Origin of the sequence: Lamprobacter modestohalophilus, assembly GCF_016583905.1 — a bacterium.
In the GTDB taxonomy this organism is placed as follows: Bacteria; Pseudomonadota; Gammaproteobacteria; order Chromatiales; family Chromatiaceae; genus Lamprobacter; species Lamprobacter modestohalophilus.
In genome coordinates this window covers 1-16473 of the sequence record NZ_NRRY01000031.1, presented here as the reverse complement: position 1 = coordinate 16473, position 16473 = coordinate 1, and the positions used below count along the sequence as shown (strand labels likewise).

17 protein-coding genes and 1 pseudogene are annotated in these 16473 nt (G+C 61.2%); 14 read left to right on the top strand and 4 right to left on the bottom strand.

Features of this window, described 5'->3' with window-relative positions; all coding sequences use genetic code 11:
- The first annotated feature begins 30 nt into the window (after window positions 1-30).
- The 12 genes from queG to CKO42_RS16705 all read left to right on the top strand — a co-directional run bounded on the left by queG (window position 31) and on the right by CKO42_RS16705 (window position 12207).
- A complete protein-coding gene (gene queG, locus CKO42_RS16760) occupies window positions 31-1155 on the top strand; it encodes a tRNA epoxyqueuosine(34) reductase QueG (protein ID WP_200246517.1) in 1125 nt (374 codons plus the stop codon).
- A gap of 90 nt (window positions 1156-1245) precedes the next feature.
- A complete protein-coding gene (locus CKO42_RS16755; RefSeq protein ID WP_338034937.1) occupies window positions 1246-2199 on the top strand; it encodes an ABC transporter substrate-binding protein in 954 nt (317 codons plus the stop codon).
- A 25-nt stretch (window positions 2200-2224) separates the two neighbouring features.
- On the top strand, window positions 2225-3247 hold the full coding sequence (locus CKO42_RS16750; RefSeq protein WP_338034936.1) for a FecCD family ABC transporter permease: 1023 nt from the start codon (window positions 2225-2227) through the stop codon (window positions 3245-3247).
- Window positions 3244-4098 (top strand): ABC transporter ATP-binding protein, encoded by an 855-nt coding sequence (locus tag CKO42_RS16745; RefSeq protein WP_200246512.1) that lies wholly within the window; start codon window positions 3244-3246, stop codon window positions 4096-4098. The genes CKO42_RS16750 and CKO42_RS16745 overlap by 4 nt, the downstream gene beginning before the upstream one ends.
- A gap of 73 nt (window positions 4099-4171) precedes the next feature.
- Window positions 4172-4480, top strand: coding sequence for a type II toxin-antitoxin system TacA family antitoxin (locus CKO42_RS16740; protein WP_242479457.1), 309 nt, complete (start codon window positions 4172-4174; stop codon window positions 4478-4480).
- Complete coding sequence (locus CKO42_RS16735) at window positions 4465-4974, top strand: GNAT family N-acetyltransferase (protein WP_200246510.1); 510 nt, start codon at window positions 4465-4467, stop codon at window positions 4972-4974. The genes CKO42_RS16740 and CKO42_RS16735 overlap by 16 nt, the downstream gene beginning before the upstream one ends.
- Before the next feature lie 365 nt (window positions 4975-5339).
- Complete coding sequence (gene bchE, locus CKO42_RS16730) at window positions 5340-7076, top strand: magnesium-protoporphyrin IX monomethyl ester anaerobic oxidative cyclase (protein WP_200246508.1); 1737 nt, start codon at window positions 5340-5342, stop codon at window positions 7074-7076.
- A 180-nt stretch (window positions 7077-7256) separates the two neighbouring features.
- A complete protein-coding gene (locus CKO42_RS16725) occupies window positions 7257-7724 on the top strand; it encodes a DUF29 domain-containing protein (protein ID WP_200246506.1) in 468 nt (155 codons plus the stop codon).
- A 23-nt stretch (window positions 7725-7747) separates the two neighbouring features.
- On the top strand, window positions 7748-9328 hold the full coding sequence (locus CKO42_RS16720) for a cobyric acid synthase (RefSeq protein WP_200246504.1): 1581 nt from the start codon (window positions 7748-7750) through the stop codon (window positions 9326-9328).
- Between the two features lie 565 nt (window positions 9329-9893).
- Window positions 9894-10448, top strand: coding sequence for a hypothetical protein (locus CKO42_RS16715; RefSeq protein WP_200246502.1), 555 nt, complete (start codon window positions 9894-9896; stop codon window positions 10446-10448).
- Window positions 10449-10699: 251 nt separating this feature from the next.
- Complete coding sequence (locus CKO42_RS16710) at window positions 10700-11410, top strand: response regulator transcription factor (protein WP_200246500.1); 711 nt, start codon at window positions 10700-10702, stop codon at window positions 11408-11410.
- A 272-nt stretch (window positions 11411-11682) separates the two neighbouring features.
- The gene (locus tag CKO42_RS16705; protein WP_200246498.1) at window positions 11683-12207 is read left to right on the top strand and encodes a hypothetical protein; all 525 of its coding nucleotides are present in this window, start codon (window positions 11683-11685) and stop codon (window positions 12205-12207) included.
- A 363-nt stretch (window positions 12208-12570) separates the two neighbouring features.
- Here CKO42_RS16705 and CKO42_RS16700 read toward each other — a convergent pair whose 3' ends face one another.
- The 3 genes from CKO42_RS16700 to CKO42_RS16690 all read right to left on the bottom strand — a co-directional run bounded on the left by CKO42_RS16700 (window position 12571) and on the right by CKO42_RS16690 (window position 14194).
- A complete protein-coding gene (locus tag CKO42_RS16700; RefSeq protein WP_207148761.1) occupies window positions 12571-12921 on the bottom strand; it encodes a DUF5615 family PIN-like protein in 351 nt (116 codons plus the stop codon).
- A complete protein-coding gene (locus CKO42_RS28740; protein ID WP_476737474.1) occupies window positions 12918-13697 on the bottom strand; it encodes a DUF433 domain-containing protein in 780 nt (259 codons plus the stop codon). Before CKO42_RS28740 ends, CKO42_RS16700 begins: the two co-directional genes overlap by 4 nt.
- Window positions 13698-13915: 218 nt before the next feature.
- Window positions 13916-14194 carry a hypothetical protein gene (locus CKO42_RS16690; RefSeq protein ID WP_242479456.1) on the bottom strand — a complete coding sequence of 93 codons (279 nt, stop codon included), beginning with the start codon at window positions 14192-14194 and terminating at the stop codon, window positions 13916-13918.
- A gap of 357 nt (window positions 14195-14551) precedes the next feature.
- Between CKO42_RS16690 and CKO42_RS16685 the strand changes: the two genes are divergently transcribed.
- Window positions 14552-14887 carry a helix-turn-helix domain-containing protein gene (locus CKO42_RS16685; RefSeq protein WP_200246494.1) on the top strand — a complete coding sequence of 112 codons (336 nt, stop codon included), beginning with the start codon at window positions 14552-14554 and terminating at the stop codon, window positions 14885-14887.
- Window positions 14880-16127: a type II toxin-antitoxin system HipA family toxin gene (locus CKO42_RS16680; RefSeq protein ID WP_200246492.1), complete on the top strand. Its 1248-nt coding sequence runs from the start codon at window positions 14880-14882 to the stop codon at window positions 16125-16127. Before CKO42_RS16685 ends, CKO42_RS16680 begins: the two co-directional genes overlap by 8 nt.
- Window positions 16128-16157: 30 nt before the next feature.
- On the opposite strand, the pseudogene CKO42_RS28570 reads toward CKO42_RS16680, so the two are convergent.
- Window positions 16158-16235, bottom strand: a pseudogene (locus CKO42_RS28570) (MBL fold metallo-hydrolase); the annotation flags it as partial.
- Between the last annotated feature and the right edge of the window lie 238 nt (window positions 16236-16473).

Genomic DNA, 16473 nt, shown 5'->3' with positions numbered 1-16473 from the left:
AGCAGATCGCCGTCTACGCGGCGCAAAACCATGCCGAATGATACGCGCCAACACTGCTCGCCAAGCGCGCTCGACGCCTTAGCCATTGACGCCTTAGCACTGGATGCTTTAGCACTGGACGCCTTGGCGCTCGACATCAAGGCCTGGGGACAGGCACTCGGGTTCCAGCAGGTTGGCATTGCCGACTGCGACCTTGCGCAGGCCGAGACCCGGTTACAACACTGGTTAGACGCATCGATGCACGGCGACATGGAGTACATGGCCCGGCATGGTCACAAGCGCACACGGCCCGCGCAGCTGATGCCTGGAACCCTGTCCGTGATCTCCGCGCGGATGGACTATCTTCCAGAACATCAGCAGGCCATCGACGCGGCACTTGCCGACCCAGCCCGCGCCTTCGTCTCGCGCTATGCGCTCGGTCGCGATTATCACAAGGTGCTGCGCGCACGCCTGAAACGCCTGGCGCAACAGCTCGAAGACCGCATCGGCGCTTACGGCTGGCGGGTCTTCGTCGACTCGGCGCCGGTCATGGAAAAGCCCCTGGCGGAGAAGGCCGGGCTCGGTTGGATCGGCAAGCACACCAACCTGATCAATCCTGATGCCGGCTCTTGGTTCTTCCTCGGCGAGATCTACTGCGACCTCCCGCTGCCGCCGGATCAGCCCGCAAGCGAGCATTGCGGGCGCTGCCAGGCCTGCATCGATATCTGCCCAACCAAGGCCATCATTGCGCCGTTTCAGCTCGACGCACGGCGCTGCATCTCTTACCTGACCATCGAACACTTCGGGCCAATCCCGGAGGCATTGCGCCTGCAGATGGGCAATCACATCTACGGCTGCGATGATTGCCAGCTCTGCTGCCCCTGGAATCGCTTCGCACGGCTGACCAACGAGACCGACTTTTTTGCTCGCAATGGGCTCGATGCCACCACCCTGGTTGAGCTGTTCAGTTGGGATGAGGCCGCGTTCCTGTCGCGCACCGAAGGCAGCGCGATCCGCCGCCTCGGCCATGAACGCTGGCTGCGCAACATCGCCGTCGCCTTGGGCAATGCACCGAGTTCTGAGGCGGTTCGCCAAGCCTTGCAGGCGCGCCTCAAGCATCCAAGTGCCCTGGTCCGCGAACACGTCAGCTGGGCTCTGGCCCAGCATCGTCTGTAACGACCCGTGCCTTTTCAATCGATACCATCCCATCGAGGTCGCCATCGCCGCAGCCTCCTTCCGCTGCTTGTGCGCGGCGCGCTCGCGAGTGTGCTCATCACACTCATCACGCTCATCACAGTCATGCTCAGCCAGCCGCTGATGGCCACAGAGAATCACTCCCAGAGCGCCTCGGCACCTTTGCCCTCGGTGGTCAGCACCAACCTCTGCGCCGACCTGCTCCTGTTGCGTCTAGCGGCACCTGAGCAGATCTTGTCGGTCTCGTATCAGGCACAAGACCCTGCACAATCGCCGATGGCGCGCTTGGCGAGCGACTATCCAGCGAATCGCGGAGCGGTCGAGGAGCTGCTCTACTTCGAGCCCCAGATCGCGCTGACCTATCTGGGATGGTCTGGGCGCCCACATACCCAGCTGTTGGCGCAACAAGGGATCGCGCTGGTGTCACTCCCCTACCCCCGCGAGATCGAGGATGCCTTCTCAATGACCCTAACGATTGCGCATGAGATCGGCCGCGACAGCGCTGGACAGCAGCAGGTGTCGCAGGCCAGGGCTCGGGTCAACAGCCTTGCTGAGCGCGCGGCATCTTATCGGGCGTCGAAGACGAGTCCGGCGCCCCGCGCGCTCTATCTGCGCCCCAATGGCGGCACCGCTGGCAGCGAAACCTATGTCGACGCGATGCTCCAGCTGATCGGCCTGCGCAACCTGGCCGCGGAAAACGGCATCCGCGGCTGGGGTAGCCTCCCACTCGAGCAGCTCGTCGCCGATCCGCCCGATCTGTTCCTGCTCGGCTACTTCGATCAGTCACAACCGCAATCGAAGTCTCGCTACGGACGCCACCCGTTGTTACGGCGTCTGCTCGAGCAGGTGCCAAGCATCCAGATGCCGAGCAGTAGCGCCTGGGGCTGTGGGGGACTTGAGCTGATCGATGCCGCCGAGCTCATCGCCGATCGCCTCGCGACGATCGAGCGCGAGCTGGCGCCTGTACCAGAGAGGGTTGAGCTTCAGCTAGAGATGAATGCGCCTGCACCTGAGGTGGCGCGGTGAACAGGAAAACACCACAGGTGACCAGGTGAGCGCGCGCCGACAGACAACACCGCTGAGCGCTGGAACGGCGGCGCTCAATCTCGGGCTGCTGCTGCTCCTGCTCGGGCTGAGCCTGATGTCGCTGCGCTTCGGTGCGGCGCCACTGTCCCTCAGCGAAGTGGTTGCCGGGCTGTTCGGCAACGGCCCGGACACGCATCAGCTCATCGTGCAGCAGATTCGCTTACCCCGGGTCTTGCTCGCCTGGCTGGTCGGGCTCGCGCTGGGCGTCTCAGGTGCCGCTCTGCAGGGTCTGCTGCGCAATCCGCTGGCGGAGCCCGGCCTGCTCGGCATCTCCTCGAGCGCTGGCCTGGGTGCGGTCCTCACCCTGTACTTTGGTCTCAGCGCGCTCAACGCCTGGGCGCTGCCGGCGGCGGCGATGCTGTTCGCATTGATCGCAACCCTATTTCTCTACGCACTGGCCCGCGCGGGCTCCTCGAACCTGACGCTGATCCTGGCCGGCGTCGCCGTCTCGGCGCTGGCCTCCGCGCTGACCTCCTTGGCCTTGAACCTGGCGCCGAATCCCTACGATGTGCAAGACATCGTGCTCTGGCTGCTCGGCTCGATCAGCGATCGCAGCTTTGCCGATGTGCAACTGATCCTGCCCTTCGTGCTGATCGGCGTGCTGCTGCTCCTCGCCTCCGCGCCAGCGCTGGAGGTGCTTGCCCTCGGTGAGGCGGAGGCCACCAGCCTCGGCGTCAATCTGCCGCGGCTGCGGGTCTTGATCATCCTCGGCACGGCGCTCAGCGTCGGTGCCTGTGTCGCGGTCACCGGCGCCATCGGCTTCGTCGGGCTGGTGGTCCCGCACATGCTGCGCCGCTTCGTCCGCTATCGACCGGGCCAGCTGCTGCTGCCGAGCGCCTTAGGCGGGGCCATCTTGGTGCTCGTCGCGGATATCGCCCTGCGGCTGATCGGTACGCCAAAGGAGCTCCAGCTCGGGGTGGTCACGGCGCTGGTCGGCGCACCCTTCTTCCTGGCCCTGGTGCTGCGCTCGCGGAGGGATATGCTATGAGCCTGTTGAAGGTAGAGGCCTTATCGGTCGACATCGGTGGCAAGCGACTGCTCGAGAACCTCGATCTCGAGATCATGGCCGGCGAACTCTTCGGGCTCATCGGGCCGAATGGGGCCGGCAAGAGCACCCTGGTCAAGGCCATCATGCAGCTGTTGCCCTACAGCGGAACAGTCAGCCTCGATGGTCAGCCGCTGGCGCAACTGTCAGCGCGAGCGCGCGCGCAGCGGTTGGCCTATCTGAGCCAGGACGACCGCTTGCAATGGCCGATCAGCGTGCAGAATCTGGTCGCGCTTGGCCGGCACCCCTACCGCGGGAGTTGGTGGCGCGGCGCCGGGTTAGGCAGCGCTGGGCTCGGCGGCCGCAAAGGCGGCAATGCCCAGGCCCAGGCCGACGAGCGCGCGATCGAGCAGGCAATGCAGGCGACTGATATCTGGTCACTGCGCGAGCGCCGTGCCGATGAGCTCTCTGGCGGTGAGCGCGCCCGCGCCCGTCTGGCCCGCGTGCTCGCAGTGGAGGCCGATGTCCTGCTCGCCGACGAGCCAGTCGCCGCGCTCGACCCGATGCATCAGCTCCGCGTCATGGAGCTACTGCGCGCCCGCTGTCAGGCCGGACAAACCGTCGTCGTCGTCCTGCATGACCTGACGCTAGCAAGCCGCTTCTGCGATCGCCTGCTGCTGCTCGACCAAGGCGTCGCGGTCGCAAGCGGCCCGGTCGAGACCGTGCTCAGTCCCTCGCATCTCGCCAGCGTCTATAGCGTGCAAGCGATCATCGGCGAGCATCAGGACGGCGACCAGGTGCACCGTTACATCGTGCCCTGGACTTGCGATCGTCCCGGGGGAACGTCAACGTAACGACATTGTCGTTACAGATGCGCTATGAGTTGCGCTATGATCTTAAAAAGACGGGCAAAGACAAGAGGCCGACATGACAACACCGATCATGGCAACACCGATCACGGAAACACAAGTCAAGCGCGAAAGCCTGAATCTGCGGGTGCCGCCCGAGGCGCGTGATCTGATCGACCAAGCGGCGCGCGTGCTGGGTAAGAACCGTACCGAGTTCATCCTGGAGGCGAGCTGCCGTGCCGCGGAAGATGCACTGCTGGATCGGGCGTTGCTGCGGGTGGATGATGATGCGTTCGCCGCGTTTCAGGCGCGGCTAGACCAGCCGGCAGCGCCGAACGATCGGTTGCGCAAAACCATGCAAGCTGCGGCTCCATGGGCGCTCGAGTGACGCTGCGCGCCCCTGTCGCGCTGACAGAGGCGCACGACTGCTCGACCTTCGACTGTGGCCGCCCGACCCTGAATCAATGGCTGAGCCAACGTGCGCTGCGTAACCAGATCGCCGGTGCGTCCCGCACCTATGTCACCTGCGACTCGGAGCGCGTCGTCGCCTACTACGCATTGGCGTCCGGAGCAGTCGCGGCCAAGGCGGCTACAGGCCGGTTTCGGCGCAACATGCCCGATCCGATCCCGGTCGTTCTGCTTGCGCGCCTGGCCGTGGATCGGCGTGATCAGGGTCGCGGCCTCAGCCGTGCCCTGCTGCAGGATGCCGGACGCCGGCTCGTCTCCGCAGCAGACACCATCGGCATCCGCGGGCTCTTAGTCCAAGCTCTAGACGACACCGCGCGCCGATTCTACGAGCACATTGGTTTCGATCCGTCTCCGCTGGACCCGATGACCCTGATGATCACAGTCTCTGATCTGCGTGGCTTAGTGGACGGCTGACTGGACAGCTGACTGGACGCCGGACTGGGGCATGACAGAACTGCTTGATTCAGGGCAACTCAGCTGCGGCACAACCAGGCCAGCGAGCCCCGCTGCATGATAATCTCCGAGTGTCATGCTGGCACGACGGCAAAGACTGTCAGGTTGTTGCAACGGTATCGGAGCGGTACCCTCGGCAATCGATTCGCTCAGCAACACCAATACGAGCCGAAGAAACCACCACTCTGAGCCACGAAGACGCTGAGCCACGACAACCGAATCCGGGCTGATGCAGCCATTGCCCAGGCTGCGATCGACGTGGGCCCAGTGCCCCTTTACTGCTGGTCCGCGCTCACGTGCGACGGCAAGATCCATCGGAGCTGACAATGCGAATCCTTTTTGTCCACCCCAACTATAGCGCTGGCGCGGCCGATATTGCCGGCAACTGGTCCCCAGCCTGGGTTACCTATCTCGCCGGCTATCTGAAGCAGGGCGGCTACACCGATTACCACTTCGTCGATGGCTTGGTGGACAACCTCGACGAAGAACAGCTGCGGGTCGCCATCCGTGACGCCAAGGCGGACATCGTCGCCACCACGGCGATGACGCCGATGATCTACACCGCGCAGCGGCTGTTGCAGATCGCCAAGGAAGAATGTCCCAACGCCATCACGGTGCTCGGCGGCATCCATCCCACCTTCATGTACCAGCAGGTGTTCGGCGAGGCACCCTGGATCGATGTCATCGTGCGTGGTGAGGGTGAAGCGGTCACGCTGAACCTGGTGCGCGCCATCGACGAGGGCCGCTGGCCGGCAGAGCGCGAGAAGATCAAGGGCATCGCCTATCTGAACGAGGAGCAGCAGGTCGTCGCTACCCCGGTCGAGCCCTCGATCAAGGATGTGGATTCGATCTGGCCCGACTGGAGCATCCTCGATTGGAAGAAGTACATCTACATCCCGCTCGGTGTCCCTGTCGCGACGCCCAACATGGCGCGCGGCTGCCCCTTCACCTGTAGCTTCTGCTCGCAGTGGAAGTTCTGGCGCGATTACCGCGTGCGCGATCCGAAGAAGATGGTCGACGAGATCGAGGAGCTGGTGAAGGTCCATGGTGTCGGCTTCTTCATCCTCGCCGACGAAGAGCCGCAGATCAACAAGGCCAAGTTCGTCGAGTTCTGCCAAGAACTCATTGATCGCGATCTCGGTATCCATTGGGGCATCAACACCCGCGTCACCGATGTCATGCGCGACGAGGATCTGCTGCCCTTCTACCGCAAGGCTGGCCTGGTCCACGTCTCGCTCGGCACCGAGGCGGCGGCACAGCTCAATCTCGATCGCTTCGTCAAAGAGACCACGATCGAGCAGAACAAGCGCGCGGTGCAGCTGCTGCAAGAGAACGGCATCGTCACCGAGGCCCAGTTCATCGTTGGCCTCGAGAACGAGACCCGCGAGACCCTGGAAGAGACCTATCAGATGGTCATGGACTGGGGCGCGGACATGGCCAACTGGTCGATGTACACCCCCTGGCCGTTCTCCGACATGTTCACCGAGATGGGCGATCGGGTCGAGGTGTTCGACTACTCCAAGTACAACTTCGTCCAGCCGATCATGAAGCCGGACAGCATCGACCGCGCCGAGCTGCTCGATGGCGTCATGGCCAACTATCGGCGCTTCTATATGAAGCGGATGCTGTTCCAGTACCCTTGGGTCAAGGACCCCTTCCGTCGCAAGTACCTGATCGGCTGCATCAAGGCCTTCTTCAAGAGTGCCTATGAGCGCAAGTTCTACCAGCTTGGCAAGCAGAACTACTGGGGGCCGATGTTCAAGAAACTGATCAAGTTCGACTACGACAAGAGCAAGTCGAAGATCGTCGAGCCGGATCACAATGCCTGGAAGCAGGCGCCGGCTGCCAAGCGCCCGGCGCTCGGCACCAGCCAAGCCGTGCCCATGGCCTGCGGCGGTGGCAATCAGCAGATGGACGACTTCGAGATCGGCGGCGAGGCCTCGCCGAAGTGTCAGCCGGGCGGTTGCGGCGGCGGCATCAAGCCGGCGTCGTCCTCCGCCACTGTTGCGATGCCTGAACTGCAGACGAGCAAGCAGCGCGAGGCGGTGGCTGAAGAGGCCTAGTCGTCACGTCCATCTTAGCCTCGCCACAAGCAAGTGGGGCGAGGCTAAGGTGCAGCCAAATCTCACCTCCGAGTGGCGATCACATCGCCTTCATCCTGATATTTGATCGTGCCTGCCGTGATCACCACGGTAAGGCGCGACCTTGTATCATTGGGGAGCCGCTTTTTGAGAGGATTCGCCATGACTGAACTCGCTTCTCTCTATCAGACCGACTACTCCCAATGGACGCAACGCAACGCCGAATTATTACGCGCCGGTCGCTTCGAGGAACTGGATATCGAACACTTATTGGAAGAGTTGAGCGACATGAGTAAAAGCGATCGGCGCGAATTGCATAGCCGTTTTTTAATCCTGATCGCACATCTCCTCAAGTGGCAATTCCAATACCAAACGCTTAGCGAACGCTGGCGCGAATTCAAGGGCGATAGCTGGCGTTCAACGATCATCGAACAGCGCCAGCAGATCAGTGTCCTGCTGCGCAAGTCGCCCGACCTAAAGTCGGTCTTAGAAGAAACCAGCATTGATGCCTATGCCGATGCTGTTGAACTTGCGCATAAAGAAACCCGCCTAGCGCGGACAACCTTCCCGAACGCTTGCCCCTATTCCATCAAGCAACTGCTGGATGATGGCTTTTATCCCGATCGGTGATAGGGGTGAGTAGGCGACCATTAATGCCAGACACCGCACCGACGATCGACCTTCAGCTACCCCCGCTGCTCGACCATGGCCCACGCCGCGCGCGTACCCTGATGATCCAGGGCACGGCCTCCGACGTCGGTAAGAGCCTGCTGGTGGCTGGACTCTGTCGCGCCTACAGCCGGCGCGGGCTCGCCGTGCGTCCATTCAAGGCGCAGAACATGAGCAACAATGCGGCGGTGACCGCCGATAGCGACGCGCCCATCGGCGCCGATGGCGAGCAACCGCGCGGCGAGATCGGGCGGGCGCAAGCGCTGCAAGCACGCGCCTGCGGCGTCGCCCCTTCGATCCACATGAACCCGGTCTTGCTCAAGCCACAGACCAACGTCGGCTCGCAGGTGGTGCTGCGGGGGCGCTCGCTCGGCAACTGCCCGGCGAGGGTCTACCACCAGATGCGCCAAGGCATGATGCCGGCCATCCTCGACAGCTTCGAGCGCACCTGTGCCGAGGCCGATCTGGTGCTGGTCGAGGGCGCCGGCAGCGGCGCCGAGATCTATCTGCGCGACTGCGACATCACCAACATGTACTTCGCCGAGCAGGCGCGGGTGCCGGTGATCGTGCTCGGTGATCTCGACAAGGGCGGCACCATGGCCTCACTGGTCGGCACCTGGCTGCTGCTCGATCAGGCCGACCGAGACCGCGTGGTCGGCTATCTGGTGAACAAGTTTCGCGGCGACTTCTCACTCTTCGAGCCCGCCTGCGACACCATCACCGAGATCACCGGCTGGCCCTTCCTCGGCGTGCTGCGCTGGTTCGAGGGCGCTGCGCGCCTGCCCGCCGAGGACTCACTCGCACTCGAGCGCCCAGCCGAGGGCGATTGGGCCAACGGCGGCGGCAGCATCAACATTGCCGTGCCGCGCCTATCGCGGGTCGCCAACTTCGACGATCTCGACCCGCTGGCCGCCGAGCCGGCGGTGAACCTGCGCTGGATTCAGCCCGGCGAGCCGATCCCGGCCGAGACCGACGTCATCATCCTGCCCGGCTCCAAGGCGACTCGTGTCGATCTGGAAACGCTGCGCCGCGAGGGCTGGGACATCGACATCCTTGCCCATGTGCGTCGCGGCGGCCGCCTGCTCGGCCTCTGCGCCGGCTTCCAGATGCTCGGTCAGGTGGTGCGCGATCCCGAGGGCATCGAAGGCGAGCCTGGCGAAACCCCCGGCCTCGGGCTGCTCGAGATCGAGACCACCATCGGCGGCGACAAGCGCCTACTCGATCTGGACCTGAACGACCAACGCAGCGGCTGCCGCGTCACCGGCTACGAGATGCACATGGGGCGAACCCGCGGCGCCGGGCTCGAGCGCCCCTGGTTGCTGCTCGATGATGGTCAGGGCGGCGTCCGGGCGGAAGGTGCGATCTCCGCGGCTGGCCGCGTGATGGGCGGCTATGTGCATGGCATTTTCGCTAGCGATGGCTTCCGCGCCCACTGGCTGGAGCAGGTTGGCGCGCGCGCCGCGGCCCTCGATTTCGAGCAACGCATCGAAGCCGCGCTCGACGCCCTTGCCGATCATTGCGAGGCCAATCTCGATCTCGACGCCCTCCTCGCCCTCGCCCGCTAGGCTGCTCCTCGGCTCACAGGCGTAGCCATTACGGGCCGCACCAAGGCGGCGGGCCGCTCTCTACGTGTGTGGCGGCCGCCGACCAACTGGATCACGAAAGTTGACGGTGCCGAACAGTTGCCGCACCCCGTCAAGATCCCTTGCCACGGAACTCTGCATCGCAGCAACCCGACGACTGACATCTCTTATCGAAGCGAGACACACCGGCACATCGACCTTCTGCCCACTGCGAGTTTGCTTAACGCCACTGACCATAATGAGACCCCTATCACGATGCTAGCGATCGACTTTTCCATTATGAGTTTTACAGCTCGAGGCGTGATAAGCAAGGTCTCTTAATCCTTCTTCATATAAAGGGATAGGCGCACCTCATTCTCATGGCGCGGCACCATCACCCTGAAGCGTGAATCGCGTGAGATTCACGTGAACAGCGCCTGGCACCAAAACTTTACAAAGCTTCATTTTCCAGCACTTGTCAAACGACAGCGCTCAGTGTTTACTTAGAGGTAATATGGTCTAACCTTCCCGAACTCGATCATCCGCATGAAGATGGAGGATAATAGTCATGAATTTGCAGGGGTTCTTCGAAACAGAAGCGAGGCGCATGGATGCGCACCGTGACAATCACCAAGATCACCATCTGGAGATACTCGGTAGTGATTACGAACAGTCGGCTTACTATCAATCTCTGATTGAAATCTCAGTCTCTCGCATCACCAGATACACCTCAGCCATCATCAGGCCTCATCCACATTTAGATTTCGGGTGTTCGCCAATGGCATTAACAACCTTGCTTGGTGAGCCCGAGCTCAATATCTACACCCTTAACGAACATCTCTTGTTTTATCGAAGTGAAACAGCAGGCTACAAGCAGCGGCTTGAGTTTCATTTTCACAAATCGCGCCTCTTTTACGTTAAGCGTACTTTCAGCAAACTCAGTTTTACCGATGCAAACGAGGTATTTTGCGCCTTAAGAGCGAAATATCTCGATGATAGACTTTTTGATCCTGAGCACGAGAAGATCCTTGACCCCCAAGGCAACGAGATCTTTGCTCGTGACAACGATGAACTGCAACTCGAATACCTGCAAGCACATCACCTTACCTTTGGCAAACTTTGAATCATAACAGCGACCACTTAACAATCAAAATGCCAGCTTTGCCAGTCTCGGCGAATAGCAGCTAAGCCCACATCAAAAATAGCTGCGCCGCTCGTCCCCCCCATTCAGCGAGCGGTATATGCGGGACAGCCCCCACTCTTGCAGCCTTGCCCGTTGATACACCACTGATGCAAGAGCCCGTGCAGCGCAAGGGGGCCCTTATTGACTCTCGTCGAGTTCCGGGTGAACTATCTGGGATGGGATTGTAGAAAATGGAAAGGATCAACAAGCCGGAGTCTGAAGCCGAGATCATCGTTGTTGAAGACGACCCAAGAATGGCATGCATGATGGAACGCAACCTTCATGCTGCAGGATATCGCGTAAGGCGAGCGGAAACCGGCCGTGAGCTGCGCATCGCCTATCAGTACAACGCACCAGATGTTGTCCTGCTCGACCTCAACCTGCAAGCCGAGGATGGTATTGATCTCGCCGTTGAATTGGTTACAGCCACCTCCGCGGCGGTCATCATCGTCACTGCACGGGACAGTCTGGAAGACCGAATTCTAGGTCTGGATGTCGGTGCCGATGATTACATCATCAAGCCATTCGAGATCAAGGAGCTACTTGCCCGCATTCGTGCCGCGCTCCGTAAGCGATCGCTCGCGCCATCGCTGAGTCGCGAGATTAATCTTGGGCCCTACCATCTCAACAGAATAGCTCAAACGCTTTCTCACGATGGCTATCCACCAACCAAGATCAGCCTTACCAACACCGAGGTACGTATACTCACGGTACTCCTGCTCAATCACAGTCGCGTGGTCTGCCGTGAACAATTAACGTCGCATGAAATTAAAGAATCCGTAGACCGTAGTATCGACGTCCATATCGGTAATATTAGGCGCAAGCTGCGCAAAGCCGAAATGCATGATCTTGTTATTTGTCCAGTCCGAGGTCTAGGCTACCGCTTACGGCACGGTGCTTGATAGTAAAAAAATCGGCAATTCTGTCATCAGACGCAATATGCCTGCACACTTCTTCACAAATCAACACTACTCATTCCTTAACATTTTTTCATTGTCCGCCTATCCCGTGGCTCGGTTTTCTTCATCATAATTCATATTCTTAACAGGTCTTCATTTTCGATTCATAAAACTTCACTGAAAGCTTCTTGATCATTGCCGCAAGATCGCCTTTGCTACCAGTCTGACAGCCGCTGGAACCGAACGGCTTGATCCTTCAGACAGGGAGCTATCTCATGTTAGCCAAGCTAGGCAAATTGTTCGAAAACGATTCGCACTCTGGAGCACAAATACAGCAGCCAGATGAACAGCCGCTACGCAGTGCCGACAATGACTCGAATACCTATCAGGCACTGAGCGAAGCCTCAGTGATGCGGGCACCCAAAAAGACATTCATCATCATCAACCCCTACCCGGGGATTCAATTCGACTGCACCCCCGCTGACCTACAGAAAGTGCTAGGCGAGCCCGAGCTCAATATCTACACCCACCAAGAACATTTGCTCTTCTATCGGCTCAAGCGCGCCGGCTATAAATTACGCACCGAATTCCATTTCTACCAATCTCGCCTATTTTATGCAAGACGCACATTTGAACAGATCAACCTTGTCGGCAAGGACGAGGTTATTTCTGCGTTACGTGCGAAGTACTTGAAAGATGGTATCTTCGATCCGGAACAAGAAAAGATCGTCGATCCGCTCGGCAATGAAATCCTTGTGCGCTCGAGCAGCGGCCTACAGCTCGATTATCTCCGCTCCTGAGCATATCGACGAATTCATGAAATCAAATCTTCTGCACTTTGACTCCTCAAGATGACAGTGACGGCGCACGTACCGGCAGCGTCCAGGATAAGCTTCGACCAGCGTTCTGGCCACTTTGCTGCCGGGTACGCCGACATCAGTCGGCACCTGGGGCGGCGGACTTCGGTCCGCCGCCGCGCAACCATCCGTCGTCCCGGCTCATGCCTACGTCGTCCCGGCCGGGAAGCCGGGACCTAGGCCAGTGAGGGTGAGCGGGCAGCAACCTGCCGAGCTTCGGTGTTTGCTGCAAGGTTGCTTTCCCTGCACGGGATTCCGGCTTCCCGGCTGCAATGATGGAGAGCATCCTCCCCAATGATGCCGCTTTTACAACGGTGCCTTCTCGATCACCAATAGGCCTTCTTGAGCAGACCTTGCAAAGGCTCGGATCTCAGGGGCATGCGAGCGCAGCAGCGCAGCGATGGCGGAGGTGCCGGCATTGCCAATCGACAACCAAATCACTTTCGGCGGAGGACCCTCTACAAACACGCGTTGGCGGAAGTCGTTGTCCTTGGACACAATGGCAAATCCATGCTCGCGGGCGTAATCCCAGATCGTCTGATCGGATGCTCCTCGCAGACCAAGCTGCCGGGGATGTGCGCTGTCTGGAAACTCGGCGGCAAGCAGGCCGACTAGGCGATGGCTGAGATTCTCGTCTAACAGCAGCTTCATGCTCATGCCGCAGACGAGATCACCAGTCGACGCTCGCGTGCTGCCGCGAAGGCCAGCACGGCCTGAATATCTTCTCGACTGAGATCAGGAAAATCCTCAAGCAGCTCCGCTTCCGACAGACCGCCCGCTAGATACTCAAGAACATCGTAGACGGTCATGCGGGTGCCCCTGATACAGGGCTTTCCGCTTCGGATGGCCGGGTCAATCATAATGCGGTCGTCGAGGTTCATCGGCTTGCCATTGCATCGTGTCAGCGCATCTTTCAGTCTAAGGCCTCGCCGCTGACGAGCGCCAGGCCCTTGTGCAGCCCATGAACCGCGAAATCCTGGCCTGATCCCTAGAGCGAGCCCGAGCGCGACTTCAACTGACCGGCCGCAATGACGGAACTCTTGCTCCTCCACCTGCGACGCACAACCCGCGTGATACAGCCGCGCGGCCTCCCAGACTCGATCCGAGCCCCGATGCAGTCGCGGCCGCAGATCCCCAATCAACAGCGGCTGTACGGCACCACCCAGCACTATGATGGCATCAGCCGGCTCACAATCCGCTGCGACCTGCGGCGGATAATCCCCCTCGAGCTGACTCATCAACGCCGTCGCCACCACCGGCAATGAGCAGGCCCCGATCAGCCCCAAACCCAACCCAGCAACGAAGACGCCGAGCCACCGCACCCGCCACACCAAGAGGAGACCAGCCAACCCGAGCAGCAACCCCAGCGACAGCGGCATGACCAAGGCCGTCGCGAAGCGTTGCATGTCGAGCCAATCGATCAAACCAAACATCTAGGGTCTCACCACCTTAATCGCCAACAGGCGACCGGCCAGCGCCGCCTGGGCGCCGGTGTCGGCGAGCAGATCGGGCAGCCGTCCGACGTGGTCGATGTGGACTGAATGACCAGGGCTTGGATGGAGGCGATCGGGAAGCCGATCTCCAGCTGCTGGGCACCAGCGCCGTCGGGGCCGGCCTCGGCGCCTTGGAAGAGGTTGCCGCGCCATGGCTTCTAATGGTCCCTGCGCTGCTTGGCTAACCAGGCTTCGATGGTGGCAGGATCAAGCCCCTTGAGGCGCTCTTCAGGTTCGAGCCCCTTGAGGCGTTCCTCGGGATCATAGCGCTGAAGTATTTCGTCCGGATCAAGCCCCTTGAGACGCTCTTCAGGATCAAGCCCCTTGAGGCGCTCTTCTGGAGTCATGTTGGCGAGGACCAGCTCATGGGTCTCGCGGAGAAAGTCTTCCATCGTGTAGGCCATCTCAAGATTCTCCCGTTGATAGATGAGGTGCATGCGCTCGAGCAGTTCCCAGTGCCCACCCCGGCTTGGATGCGGATGGCGAGGCTAGCGCGCTGCTAGCGCAATGCAGTAGCACAAGCGGCAGGAGCGCAATCTGCAGTGGGCTCGCATTGGATGCTCACAGCCAGATGCCGGCCGGAGACAGAAGACGTCGTCCCGGCCGGAATGACCAAACAGCTGAAGCGGGAGCAAAAAACAGGTACGGGATAACACCGAAACGATCGATCAAAGCAGATCGCCTGAGCAGCAGGGATCAAACCGGGTCCTTGCTGGACTGACAACGCCAGGATCCTGGATCGATTGCCATCTTCGTGCTACAAATACGGTTAATATGTAGTGCGAAGGTGACAGATGCCAACTCCTCACAACCCTCCCGCTGCCGTGCGCCGAGCGCTGCGCAAGCTCGGGGCGGACATCCGTGATGCCCGCCGGCGTCGGCGGCTGCCAATGGCAATCGTAGCCGAGCGCGCCTTCACATCGCGCTCGACGCTGCAGAAAATCGAGGCCGGCGATACCAGCGTCAGTGTCGGCATTTATGCCAGCGTCCTTCAGGCACTCGGCCTACTCGACGGCCTGAGCCAGATCGCCGACATCGGCAACGACCCCGTCGGACAGGCGCTGGCCAGCGCCGAGTTGCCCAAGCACGTGCACCTCAAGCGGACCTCCGGAGCGTCCCGCGATGAGTGACTTTGAAGTGCACATCGACCTTGCAGGTCGCACGCGCCCTGTGGGGCTGGCGCGCAGTAATCGCGCCCGAGGTACGGCCACCATTGTCTTCGAGTATGACCGCCCCTGGCTCGGCGATCCCGCCCGGTTCTCGCTGGAGCCCGCCCTCGCCCTGACCCGCGGCACCTTCGCGCCTCCGGCCGGACTTGCGACTTTCGGCTCCATCGGTGACTCCGCGCCGGACACTTGGGGCCGCCGCCTGATGCAGCGTGCCGAACGCCGCCGCGCCGAGCGCGAAGGCCGCGCAGTTCGCACCCTCGCGGAAAGCGATTACCTGCTCGGTGTCGCGGACGAGACCCGGCTGGGTGCTCTCCGTTTTCGCCGGGTCGGAGAAGACATCTTCCAGGCGCCTACTCGCACCGGCGTTCCCGCCCTGATCGAGTTAGGCCGACTGCTCCAGATCACCGGGCGGATCCTTCGGGACGAGGAAACCGACGAAGACCTGCAACTCATCTTCGCGCCCGGTTCGTCTCTCGGCGGCGCAAGGCCGAAGGCATCGGTGATCGACCAGCATGGGCACCTTTCCATCGCCAAGTTCCCGAAGGAGACCGACGAGTACAGCTTGGAAACCTGGGAGGAGATCGCGCTGCGGCTAGCCGATCAGTGCGGCATCGCCACCCCGCAACATGCGCTGATCGAAGTGGCCGGCAAGGCCGTCCTGTTGTCGCGACGCTTCGACCGCGCCGGTGACATCCGTCTCCCCTTCCTGTCGGCAATGGCGATGCTGGGCGCCAGAGACGGGGAGCACGGCAGCTATCCGGAGATCGTCGACGCGCTCTCGCAACATGGCGCGCGGGGGAAGAGCGACGCCCAGGCACTCTATCGGCGTGTCGTCTTCAATGTGCTGATCTCCAACGTCGACGATCACTTGCGCAACCACGGCTTTCTGTGGGACGGCAACGCAGGATGGTCTTTGTCTCCGGCCTACGACCTCAATCCGGTGCCGACGGATCTCAAGGCACGCGTACTGACGACACACATCGATCTCGACGAAGGGACCTGTTCGCTCGACCTGCTCGAGGCCGCATCGGCGTTCTTCGGGCTCAGGCTGGCACAGGCCCGCGCGATCATCAAAGACGTCGCGACGGTGACCGCGACCTGGCGAGAGACCGCCCGGGCAGTCGGCGCCCGTCCGATGGAGATCAACCGGATGGCCAGCGCCTTCGAACACAAAGATCTCAAGCAAGCGTTGGGCCTTTGACGCGGGTCCGCGCCCCGGGGTGCCGGCGGCTTGGTAGCCGGCGGCGAGCAGATAGGGTAGGCGCCCGACGTGGTCGATGTGCACATGCGTGATGACCAAGGCTTGGAGGAGGCGATCGGGAAGCCCCTCGCCCGACCCGTGCGGCCGCGTCAGTCCGTTTTTTCAAGACCTGACCGTATGCCGTAACAGGCTGATTAACTTGCGGGTTGAAGTCCCGCCGATGGAGTTGCTCGTACACCACTGTAGTGCCCCGGAGCGGCGTTTGGGTAACCAAGGGTCGTGAGTTTCGTGGGTGCAAAACCGCAGGCCGCAGCGCAAGCGAACCTAGAGGTAGCCTCGTCACTTA